Consider the following 9,876-nt stretch of genomic DNA (forward strand, 5'->3'; position numbering starts at 1 on the left):
GTGAACCCGGATTAACCGGCCTGTATCCAAGGGTATGCCCTCACTGCGAGGCGCATTGTAGGAGTTCGAATCGACCCCGGCAAACAAGAAAAATTGCACTCTTCAAATTAGTTTATCTAATGTCTTTGTTGATGAAATTGGTTCGCATGAGTATGCATTCTTTGCAATTTTAAATTGAGTTTTCGAATCAGATTGCCTGACTCGGATAACATGGAAAAAGGCGCGTCATTCACGCTTTTCAAATTAAACCGAGTGGCGGGATGTTAAATTCTTAAATTGATTTAAATCAATGTTTTACGCTTTATCGTGTTTTGTGATCTGGCTCGCGTCAATAATCGTGAAATAGATTAAAAATGCCTTTCAAAGCCATGTATGGCGGGTCCTTTTACATTGATTTCAATCAAATAAAGGTGATATAAAAACCCGGTCATCATGGGCGAGAATAAATTCAGGCTGATTGTTTTGGAATTGTTAAACATTAGCTTTATTTGTGTTCTCGTATTGCCTTGTTGTTAATGCCAGTGGTTACTGAACGCGTTTTGTTGTGACACGTCCCAATAAGGCTCATTCGATAACCTCCAACGGAAGCTTTGTGCTTAAAACTTAAAATAGCCGTGCCAATAATCGGTGAGGAAACATCATGATTGCTGAGCATGTGGTAGACCTATCGCGGTTCCAGTTCGCTGCGACGGCCCTTTATCACTTTTTGTTTGTACCCCTGACGCTGGGAATGGCCTTTCTCCTGGCGATCATGGAATCCGTCTATGTGATGACCAACAACACCATCTACCGGGACATGACCAAATTCTGGGGTAAGTTGTTTGGTATCAACTTTGCCTTGGGGGTCACCACAGGTCTGGCCATGGAGTTCCAGTTCGGGACGAACTGGGCTTACTACTCCCATTATGTCGGCGATATCTTCGGGGCCCCGCTGGCTATCGAAGGGCTGATGGCCTTCTTCCTGGAGTCCACCTTCGTCGGTATGTTCTTCTTTGGTTGGGATCGTCTGAGCAAGCATCAGCATCTGGCTGCCACCTGGTTGATGGCGCTGGGTACCAACCTTTCAGCCCTCTGGATCCTGGTCGCCAACGGCTGGATGCAGAACCCGGTCGGTGCCGAGTTCAACTTCGAATCCATGCGGATGGAGATGATGAGCTTCGCTGACGTGGTGCTCAACCCGGTTGCTCAGGTCAAGTTCGTCCACACTGTGGCGGCTGGCTATACCTGTGGCGCCATGTTTGTGCTGGGTATCTCCTCCTACTACCTGCTGAAGAATCGTGATGTGGCGTTTGCCCGTCGCTCCTTCGCCATTGCCGCCGCGTTCGGTATGGCTTCCATCGTGTCCGTGCTGATCCTCGGTGACGAATCCGGTTACGAGACCGGTGAAGTGCAGAAGGTGAAATTGGCCGCTATCGAAGCCGAGTGGGAAACTGAACCTGCTCCGGCCGCCTTTACCCTGTTCGGTATTCCGAATCAGGAAGAGATGCGCACCGACTACGCCATCAAGATCCCCTATGCACTGGGCATTATCGCGACCCGTTCTCTGGACGGTCAGGTAACCGGTCTGAAGGATCTGAAGAGCGAGCACGAACTGCGCGTTCGTAACGGTATGACCGCTTACGACCTGCTGACCAAGCTGCAATCCGGTGACAAGTCTGACGAGACCCGCGCTCGCTTCGACGAAGTGAAGCAGGATCTGGGCTACGGTCTGCTGCTCAAGCGCTACACCAGCAACGTGACCGATGCTACCGACGAGCAGATCAAGGCCGCAGTGGATGACTCCATCCCGCAGGTTCTGCCGCTGTTCTTCGCCTTCCGCATCATGGTTGCCGTCGGCATGCTGATGCTGGTGCTGATTGGTATGGCCTTCTATGACAGTGCCCGTCACCAGATCGGCAAGCGCAAGTGGCTGCTCAAGGGTCTGCTGTGGGGTATCCCGCTGCCGTGGATCGCTATTGAAGCTGGCTGGTTTGTGGCTGAATATGGTCGCCAACCGTGGACCATTGCAGAGGTGTTGCCGACTTCCCTCTCTGCATCCAATTTGCCTGCAGCCGAGATCTGGTTCTCTCTGATCGGTATCTGCCTGTTCTATACCGTACTTCTGGTTATCGAGATGTACCTGATGTTCAAGTATGCCCGTCTTGGCCCCAGCAGCCTGAAGACTGGCAAGTATCACTTTGAACAGATCAAGGCATAAGGAGAGCGACCATGTTTGATTACGAAACTCTGCGTGTCATCTGGTGGGCTCTGGTCGGCGTACTGCTGATCGGTTTTGCCATCACTGACGGCTTCGACATGGGGGTAGGCGCACTGCTCCCGTTCGTTGGCAAGAAAGATGTCGAGCGCCGCGTGATGCTCAACACCATGGGGCCGCACTGGGAAGGTAACCAGGTTTGGCTGGTCACTGCCGGTGGTGCCTTGTTCGCCGCCTGGCCGATGGTGTATGCCGCGACCTTCTCCGGCTTCTACATCGCCATGATCCTGACCTTGATGGCGCTGTTCCTGCGTCCGGTCGGTTTCAAGTACCGCTCCCTGCGTGCTGATGCCAAATGGCGCAGCAACTGGGACTGGGCCTTGTTCGCCGGTAGCGCCGTACCGCCCATCGTCTTTGGTGTGGCCTTTGGCAACCTGCTGCAAGGCGTTCCGTTCGAGTTTAACCAGTTCATGATGTTGACCTATCACGGCAACTTCTTCGGCCTGCTTAACCCGTTCGGCATTCTGGCTGGTCTGGTGAGCCTGTTCATGCTGCTCACCCAGGGCGCAACCTGGTTGATGATGAAGACCGACGGTGAAGTGCTGGCACGTTCCCGCACTGCCGCCATGATCTGCTCACTGCTGACCCTGGTGCTGTTTGCTGCCGCGGGTTGGTGGGTAAGCGGTATGGAAGGGTATGTCATCGTCAAGGCTGCCGCGACTGACGCGGTATCCAACCCGATGAACAAGGAAGTTGTCCTGCAGGCTGGTGCCTGGATGAACAACTACACCCTCTATCCGTGGATGGTGGCTGCCCCTGTACTGGGCCTGGCCATGAGCCTGCTGACTGCGCTGTTTGCCCGCATGAACATCGGCTGGCTGGCGTTTACCAGCTCCTCGCTGGCGATTGCCGGGGTCATCCTCACTGCCGGTTTCTCCATGTTCCCGTTCGTGATGCCCTCAAGCCTTGAGCCGTCACTGAGCCTGACCATGTGGGATGCTACCGCCTCTTTCAACACCTTGCAGGTGATGACTGTGGCTGCAGCGATCTTCGTACCGATTGTGCTGGGTTACACCATCTGGACTTACATCAAGATGTTTGGCCGGGTAACCAACAAGCACATCGAAGATAACCAACAATCTCTCTATTAAGAGGTGCGCTGACAATGTGGTATTTCACCTGGATCCTGGGACTGTTGCTGGCCTGTGCATTTGGCATCATCAATGCGCTGTGGCTGGAACACACCGAGAACATGGATCGTCAGATCGATGAAAACAAGTGATCGACTCGCCAGGCTGGCCGCTCCATTGGAGCGGCAGCCGTGGCAGGGGTTGATGTTACTCGCGGCGGCCTTGTTGGCCGTCGCTATTTTACAGGCCCCCAATCTGATCGCGGCCAACACCAGCGAGCATGGTCTCTGGCTTGCTCCCTGGCTGATGTGGGCCGTCTGTTGTGGCGTACTTAACGGACTTGGCTTTCATCTGAAAAGTCTGCCCGGACGTGTGCTATTCAACCCCTGGCTCGCCTGGCCCAGTTTGTTGTATGGCCTCTGGCTGACACATTCATATTTCCTTTCATAAAAAACGGGGGGAGGCAGGATTTCCCTGTCTCCCCCTGCTTCTTTCCTATTCAGCCCTGCGCTATGATAGCCCCCCATCTGACTGTCGAATGGATCACAGATTGTTATGGGGGAAGTCTTTGAGTTTCCGGTGCGTGTCTACTACGAAGACACCGACGCCGGGGGCATCGTCTACAACGCCAATTATCTCAAGTTTATGGAACGTGCTCGCACCGAGTTTCTTCGTGCCAAAGGGGTCGAACAGGACGTCTGGCTGCAGGAGGGATATGCCTTCGTGGTGAGCCGAACTGAGATCGATTTCCGCTCGGCGGCCCGTTTTAATGAACTATTGAATGTATTAACGCAAGTGATTGAAGTGAAACGCGCATCCCTGCGCTTTTCGCAGCAGATCCTGGCGGCTGATGGACGACTGATCACCCAGGCCATGGTACAGATAGCCTGTGTCAGTCATCCGCAAATGAAACCTGTAGCTATACCTGAAAAAATCAAGGGAGTGCTGTTAAGTGCACGCTGAAATTTCGTTTATTGGCCTGTTTTGGCAAGCCAGCCTGTTGGTAAAACTGGTCATGATGACCCTGATGAGCATGTCTATTGTCTCGTGGGCGCTGATTATCCAGCGTTCAAAGGCGATCAAGGCGGCCAATCTCGCATCGGAACAGTTTGAAGATCGCTTCTGGTCAGGGGTCGATCTCAATCGCCTCTATCAGGAGTCCTCTTCCCGCCGCGATGATATCGAAGGCATGGAAGATATCTTCTACTCCGGCTTCAAGGAGTATGCCCGCTTGCTCAAGGCCGGTGCCCGTGGTCAGGATGCGGTGATGGATGGTACCTACCGCGCCATGCGCGTCTCCCTCTCCCGCGCGGTGGATGATCTGGAATCCAACTTGCCGGTGCTGGCGACCATCGGCTCCATCAGCCCCTATATCGGTCTGTTTGGTACCGTATGGGGGATCATGAACGCCTTTATCGCCCTGGGTCAGGTGCAGCAGGCTACCTTGCAGATGGTGGCACCGGGTATCGCGGAAGCGCTGATCGCTACCGCCATGGGTCTGTTTGCCGCTATCCCGGCGGTTATCTTCTACAACCGCTTCTCCAACAAGGTCGAGCGGCTGGAGAACGCCTACGCCAACTTCATGGACGAGTTCACTACCATTCTGAACCGTCAAATTGCACAGCAGCAGGGTGATCAGTAATGCAAACCTATCAGCGGATCCGGCGCAAGAAGGTGGCCGAGATCAACGTGGTTCCCTATATCGACGTCATGCTGGTGCTGCTTATCATCTTTATGGCGGTCACGCCGGTGATCACGCAAGGGGTCAAGGTGGATCTGCCACAGGCTGAGTCCGAGCAGTTGCCGGAAGATGCCAAGCCGCCCTTCATCGTCAGCGTCAATACCGAAGGCGAGTATGTCATCAAGGCTGGCGAAGCCGATGACGAGCCGGTGCCAAGCGGCACTCCAGAGGCGATGCAGCAATACATCACCGAAAAAGCCATGGGCTATCTGGCGATCAACCAGAATGCCCCCGTGGTGGTCGCGGGTGACAAGGCCGTGCGCTACGAAGAGGTGATCCTGTTGATGGTGGCCCTCAAGAAAGCGGGTGTGCCTCAGGTTGGCCTGATGACAGATCCGGTGAACTAACGGAGATGGATGTGAAGCGTGGTATTTCCGGTTATCTCATCGCGTCGTTTCTGCTGCACCTGATCATCGGCATCATCCTGTTTGTCGGGCTCGATTTCAGCAAACCGAAACGACCCGAATCGAAGGGGCAGATCGTCAATGCCGTCATGCTCGATGAGAACTTCCTCAACGAACAGGCCAAGCAGATCCAGCAGCAGAAATCTCAGCCCAAGCCTCAAAAGGTAGAGAAAGAGAAGGATAAGGAAGACACGGATCTCGCCAAGCGCGAGCTGGCTCAGAAACAGGAGCAGCTTCGCATCGCCGAGACCAAGCGCAAGCAGGCCGAAGAGGCGACTCGCAAGGCCGAGGCCGAAAAGCAGAAGAAGGTTGCCGAGCAGAAGCAGGCGGAAGAGAAGGCCCAAAAAGCCGAGGAAGCCCGCAAGCTGGAAGAACAGAAGGCCAAGAAGGCCGAAGCCGAGCGTAAAGCGGCGGAAGCCGAGAGCAAGGCGTTGGCGCTGAAGAAGAAAAAGGAACAAGAGAAGAAAGAGGCCGAAGAGAAGGCAAAGGCGGCAGAAGCCAAGGCCAAGAAAGCGGAAGCTGACAAGAAGGCCAAAGCCGAAGCCGAGAAGAAAGCCAAGGCAGAAGCAGAGAAAAAAGCCAAAGCCGAGGCCGAGAAGAAGGCCAAGGAAGAGGCTGAGAAAAAGGCAAAAGCTGACGCAGAGAAGAAAGCCAAGGCAGAGGCCGAAAAGCAGGCCAAGATCGCGGCTGAGCGCAAGCGTAAAGCCGCCGAGCAGGCCAAGCTGCAAAAAGAGATGGAAGAGATGATGCAGCAGCAGCTGTCGGCTGAGGCCAATGCCCGCAGTCAGGCGGCATCGGCAGCAGCCCAGGGCGAAGTCGACAAATATGCGGCGCTTATCAAGGCCACTGTTGAGCGGTATATGATTTTGGATCCCACCATGCGGGGCAAAACATGTACTATCGGCGTACGTCTTGCGAGCAGTGGCTTTGTCATATCGGTAGATAACGGCCAGGGTGACCCGGCGGTCTGTCGTTCCGGTAAGGCGGCTGTTCTGAAAGCCAATCAACTGCCAGTGCCCAAGGATCCTGCGGCATTCGAGATGTTGAAGGAATTTAACCTGAAGTTAGAACCGAGTATCTAAGCGTGATAAAACGAGGTTGCTTGCCTCCGGTTGGCAATCTCTCGCCGAGAAAGGAATTTAACCTCTCATCTATATTGGAACCGAGTATTTAAGCCATGATCAGAAAAGTATTTTTTGCTTTGGTTGGCTGTTTGTTGCTGGGCCAGAGTGCCCAGGCGGCCCTGGACATCGTCATCACCGGCGGTATTGATAGCGCACGCCCCATCGCTGTCGCCCCCTTCAAGTGGGAAGGCAACGGACAGTTGCCGCAGGACATCGCGGAAGTGGTCTCCAACGACCTGATGCGCAGTGGCAAGTTCAAGCCGCTGGCCCGTGGCCAGATGCCGCAGACCCCGAGCAGCAGCAGCGAGATCAACTTCGCTCCCTGGGCCTCCCAAGGGGTTGAAGCCGTGGTGGTGGGTTCCATTTCGGCAGTCGGTGACGGCACCTACAAGGTGAACTTCGAGCTGGTCGATGTGCTGAAAGGCCAGCTGGCCAAGGCACAAGGTGGCGAGAGCAACGGTTACATCCTGGATAGCCGCATGGCGACCATCCCGGGTGCCCAGATGCGCCAGTTTGCCCACCGTATCTCCGACATCGTCTATGAGCGTCTGACTGGCGAGCGCGGTGCCTTCCTGACCCGTCTGGCTTATGTCTCCGTCCAGCAGGGTACCCAGTTCCCGTATCAGCTGCGTATTTCTGACTACGACGGTTACAACGAGAAGACCCTGCTGCGCTCCCGCGAGCCCTTGATGTCTCCGGCCTGGTCACCGGATGGCAGCAAGCTGGCTTACGTGAGCTTCGAGAACCAGAAGTCCGAAATCTACGTGCAGGATATCTACACCCAGCAGCGCAGCCTGATCACCAGTTTCCGTGGTATCAACGGGGCGCCGGAGTGGTCTCCGGATGGTCGTCGTCTGGCTATCGTTCTATCCAAAGATGGTTCACCGAACCTCTATGTGGTTGATGTCGCTAGCAAGCAGCTGACCCGCGTCACAACCAGCCGTGTGATCGACACTGAACCCTCCTGGATGCCGGATGGGCAAAATTTGTTGTTCACCTCTGAACGTGGTGGCAAACCCCAGATTTATAGCGTAAATTTGGCGACTGGTATGACTCGCCGGATGACTTGGGAAGGTGAATCCAACCAGGGTGCATCCATCACTCCTGATGGCAAAATCATGGTGATGGTGACCCGTGTTCAGGGACAGTATCGTATTGCCCGTCAGGACATGGAAAACAATGCCCTGTTGGTCCTTACCCAGAGCGCTCTGGATGAGTCGCCAAGTGTGGCTCCCAATGGCAGCATGATCATTTATGCCACCATCTATCAGGGTCGTAAGAGTCTCGCGTTGGTGTCGACTGATGGTCGCTTCAAGGCTGTGCTTCCGACCAGTAGCGGTGAAATTCGTGCACCAGCTTGGTCGCCCTTCTTGAATTGATAAAAATCCAATTGTTTTTTGTTTTGTTATAAAGGTTTAAGGAAATAGCATGCAACTCAATAAACTGCTCAAGGGTTTGGCCATCGCACTGCCACTGTTCACCCTGGCCGCTTGTAGTTCTTCTTCTGATTCCGACGCCGCTGGCGCTGAATCAGGTATGACCGACGGCATGGGCGGTGTACAAACCGGCGGCGCCAACGGCATGTTGTCCCCGGAAGAGCAGATGCGTCAGAAGTTCGAAGCACTGCAGCGTGACAACGTGATCTACTTCCCGTTCGACGGTTACGATATCCAGGGTCAGTACGCTGATCTGCTGGATGCCCACGCCAGCTACCTGCGCGAGCGCCCGAGCGTGAAAGTCCTGATCGAAGGTCACGCCGATGAGCGCGGTACTCCGGAGTACAACATCGCCCTGGGCGAGCGTCGTGCCAAGGCTGTTGCCAAGTATCTGCAAACCCTGGGTGTGCAGGCCGAGCAGCTCTCCATCGTCAGCTATGGCGAAGAGAAGCCGCTGGATCTGTCCCACACCGAGGATGCCTTTGCCAAAAACCGCCGCGCGGTTCTGGTTTACTAAGGTTTAAACCGAACGAAGTTCGTTTATATGCAAGCGGCCATTTCGATGGCCGTTTTATTTGCACTAAACGCCAAGGTTTGATCCGAATGAAATCTGCATATGCGAGCGACGATGGCGCTGGCCGTTTTATCTGTACTAAACGCTAAGGTTTGATCCGAATGAAATCTGTGTACAAGCAAGCTGTCGTTGCGCTGGCCGTAATGGTTGCTCTGAATGCGCAAGCTGCAGCACCGGTCAGCGATCTGGGCGGTGACTCGGGTGGTGGCGTTGTCCTTAGTGGCAACAACGGCGCCATCGTGCCCACCGGTAGCCTGGAAGATCGGGTTGCCCTGCTGGAGCGCACCCTCAATGCCCGTCTGCGACTGCAAGCTGAATTGCAGCAACAGGTCGACTCCCTGCAAGGGGAGGTTTCCGAGCTGCGTGGTCAGCTGGAGCAGCAGACCTACCAGATGGAACAGTCGCAAGAGCGCCAGCGTCAGCTCTATCAGGAGCTCGACAAGGTTGCCAGCAGCCAGCAGGCTGCACCGGCCGCCGCGGCCCCTGCTGCTGCCGCTACACCGGCTGCTGCGGCCAATTACTCAACCAATCAGGATGAGAATCAGGCCTACGACGCAGCGGTCAACATGGTGCTCAAAGAGAAGAACTACGACAAAGCCATTCCGGCTTTCCAGGGCTTCATCAAGCAGTACCCCAATTCGGGCTATGTTCCCAATGCACACTACTGGCTCGGCCAGTTGCTGTTCAACAAGGGTGACAGAGCCGGAGCCTCGGCCCAGTTTTCGACCGTGGCCAACAAATACAGCAAATCCCCCAAGCGAGCCGATGCGCTGCTGAAGCTGGGTATGCTGGCGCAGCTGGATGGCAAGAAGGCGGAAGCCAAATCCTTCTATGAGCAGGTGATCAAGGGCTATCCCAACACCTCGCCAGCCCAGTTGGCCAAACAGAGTCTGGCCAAGCTGTAACATTGCTGTATGTCACTGTTTTCGTAACGCTACTGTAAAAACAGCCTGCATTTGTACGCACAGTGAGCAAACGGATTTAAATTACGAATTTTCTGTTGCACCGGAAATTTAAATCCGTAATATAGGCCGCCGTCAGAGCCGAAGCAGTAATGCAGTCGGAACTGGTCGTGGTGAGGGTCGTTAGCTCAGTCGGTAGAGCAGTTGACTTTTAATCAATTGGTCGCTGGTTCGAATCCAGCACGACCCACCATTTTCTCCACTCGGTGGAGACAGAATTCCCAGGTCGTTTAGCTCAGCTGGGAGAGCACCTCCCTTACAAGGAGGGGGTCACTGGTTCGATCCCAGTAACGACCACCAGTTTGTAAAAA

The 9,876-nt window shown here is 54.7% G+C and carries 11 protein-coding genes and 2 tRNA genes; all 13 read left to right on the forward strand.

Annotation, left to right across the window (positions count from 1 at the left end):
* Positions 1–640: 640 nt before the first annotated feature.
* The 13 genes from ACW5XC_RS10740 to ACW5XC_RS10800 all read left to right on the forward strand — a co-directional run bounded on the left by ACW5XC_RS10740 (position 641) and on the right by ACW5XC_RS10800 (position 9,865).
* Complete coding sequence (locus tag ACW5XC_RS10740; protein WP_005335743.1) at positions 641–2,197, forward strand: cytochrome ubiquinol oxidase subunit I; 1,557 nt, start codon at positions 641–643, stop codon at positions 2,195–2,197.
* A gap of 11 nt (positions 2,198–2,208) precedes the next feature.
* A complete protein-coding gene (gene cydB / locus ACW5XC_RS10745) occupies positions 2,209–3,345 on the forward strand; it encodes a cytochrome d ubiquinol oxidase subunit II (protein ID WP_005335741.1) in 1,137 nt (378 codons plus the stop codon).
* Between the two features lie 14 nt (positions 3,346–3,359).
* A complete protein-coding gene (gene cydX, locus ACW5XC_RS10750) occupies positions 3,360–3,476 on the forward strand; it encodes a cytochrome bd-I oxidase subunit CydX (protein WP_005304933.1) in 117 nt (38 codons plus the stop codon).
* Positions 3,463–3,774: a cyd operon YbgE family protein gene (locus tag ACW5XC_RS10755; RefSeq protein ID WP_041202810.1), complete on the forward strand. Its 312-nt coding sequence runs from the start codon at positions 3,463–3,465 to the stop codon at positions 3,772–3,774. The genes cydX and ACW5XC_RS10755 overlap by 14 nt, the downstream gene beginning before the upstream one ends.
* Before the next feature lie 105 nt (positions 3,775–3,879).
* A complete protein-coding gene (gene ybgC, locus ACW5XC_RS10760; protein ID WP_005335737.1) occupies positions 3,880–4,287 on the forward strand; it encodes a tol-pal system-associated acyl-CoA thioesterase in 408 nt (135 codons plus the stop codon).
* The gene (gene tolQ / locus ACW5XC_RS10765) at positions 4,277–4,966 is read left to right on the forward strand and encodes a protein TolQ (RefSeq protein WP_005335735.1); all 690 of its coding nucleotides are present in this window, start codon (positions 4,277–4,279) and stop codon (positions 4,964–4,966) included. Before ybgC ends, tolQ begins: the two co-directional genes overlap by 11 nt.
* Positions 4,966–5,412 (forward strand): protein TolR, encoded by a 447-nt coding sequence (gene tolR / locus ACW5XC_RS10770; RefSeq protein ID WP_005354757.1) that lies wholly within the window; start codon positions 4,966–4,968, stop codon positions 5,410–5,412. The genes tolQ and tolR overlap by 1 nt, the downstream gene beginning before the upstream one ends.
* A 5-nt stretch (positions 5,413–5,417) precedes the next feature.
* Complete coding sequence (gene tolA, locus ACW5XC_RS10775; RefSeq protein WP_013723471.1) at positions 5,418–6,551, forward strand: cell envelope integrity protein TolA; 1,134 nt, start codon at positions 5,418–5,420, stop codon at positions 6,549–6,551.
* A 95-nt stretch (positions 6,552–6,646) separates the two neighbouring features.
* Entirely contained in the window at positions 6,647–7,972 is a 1,326-nt protein-coding gene (tolB, locus tag ACW5XC_RS10780) for a Tol-Pal system beta propeller repeat protein TolB (RefSeq protein WP_005335728.1), read from the forward strand.
* Positions 7,973–8,021: 49 nt separating this feature from the next.
* The gene (pal, locus tag ACW5XC_RS10785; RefSeq protein WP_005313284.1) at positions 8,022–8,546 is read left to right on the forward strand and encodes a peptidoglycan-associated lipoprotein Pal; all 525 of its coding nucleotides are present in this window, start codon (positions 8,022–8,024) and stop codon (positions 8,544–8,546) included.
* Between the two features lie 158 nt (positions 8,547–8,704).
* Positions 8,705–9,508 carry a tol-pal system protein YbgF gene (gene ybgF / locus ACW5XC_RS10790; protein ID WP_042052426.1) on the forward strand — a complete coding sequence of 268 codons (804 nt, stop codon included), beginning with the start codon at positions 8,705–8,707 and terminating at the stop codon, positions 9,506–9,508.
* A 174-nt stretch (positions 9,509–9,682) separates the two neighbouring features.
* Positions 9,683–9,758, forward strand: a tRNA-Lys gene (locus ACW5XC_RS10795).
* A 31-nt stretch (positions 9,759–9,789) separates the two neighbouring features.
* Positions 9,790–9,865, forward strand: a tRNA-Val gene (locus ACW5XC_RS10800).
* The last annotated feature ends 11 nt before the right edge of the window (positions 9,866–9,876 follow it).

The organism is Aeromonas sp. 25-AL00135 (assembly GCF_054052385.1).

Bases quoted from the DNA above. Each gene is read 5' to 3' on its own strand.
- ACW5XC_RS10740 (WP_005335743.1), top strand. From the start codon at position 641: ATGATTGCTGAGCATGTGGTAGACCTATCGCGGTTCCAGTTCGCTGCG.
- cydB (WP_005335741.1), top strand. From the start codon at position 2,209: ATGTTTGATTACGAAACTCTGCGTGTCATCTGGTGGGCTCTGGTCGGC.
- cydX (WP_005304933.1), top strand. From the start codon at position 3,360: ATGTGGTATTTCACCTGGATCCTGGGACTGTTGCTGGCCTGTGCATTT.
- ACW5XC_RS10755 (WP_041202810.1), top strand. From the start codon at position 3,463: ATGAAAACAAGTGATCGACTCGCCAGGCTGGCCGCTCCATTGGAGCGG.
- ybgC (WP_005335737.1), top strand. From the start codon at position 3,880: ATGGGGGAAGTCTTTGAGTTTCCGGTGCGTGTCTACTACGAAGACACC.
- tolR (WP_005354757.1), top strand. From the start codon at position 4,966: ATGCAAACCTATCAGCGGATCCGGCGCAAGAAGGTGGCCGAGATCAAC.
- tolA (WP_013723471.1), top strand. From the start codon at position 5,418: ATGGATGTGAAGCGTGGTATTTCCGGTTATCTCATCGCGTCGTTTCTG.
- tolB (WP_005335728.1), top strand. From the start codon at position 6,647: ATGATCAGAAAAGTATTTTTTGCTTTGGTTGGCTGTTTGTTGCTGGGC.
- pal (WP_005313284.1), top strand. From the start codon at position 8,022: ATGCAACTCAATAAACTGCTCAAGGGTTTGGCCATCGCACTGCCACTG.
- ybgF (WP_042052426.1), top strand. From the start codon at position 8,705: ATGAAATCTGTGTACAAGCAAGCTGTCGTTGCGCTGGCCGTAATGGTT.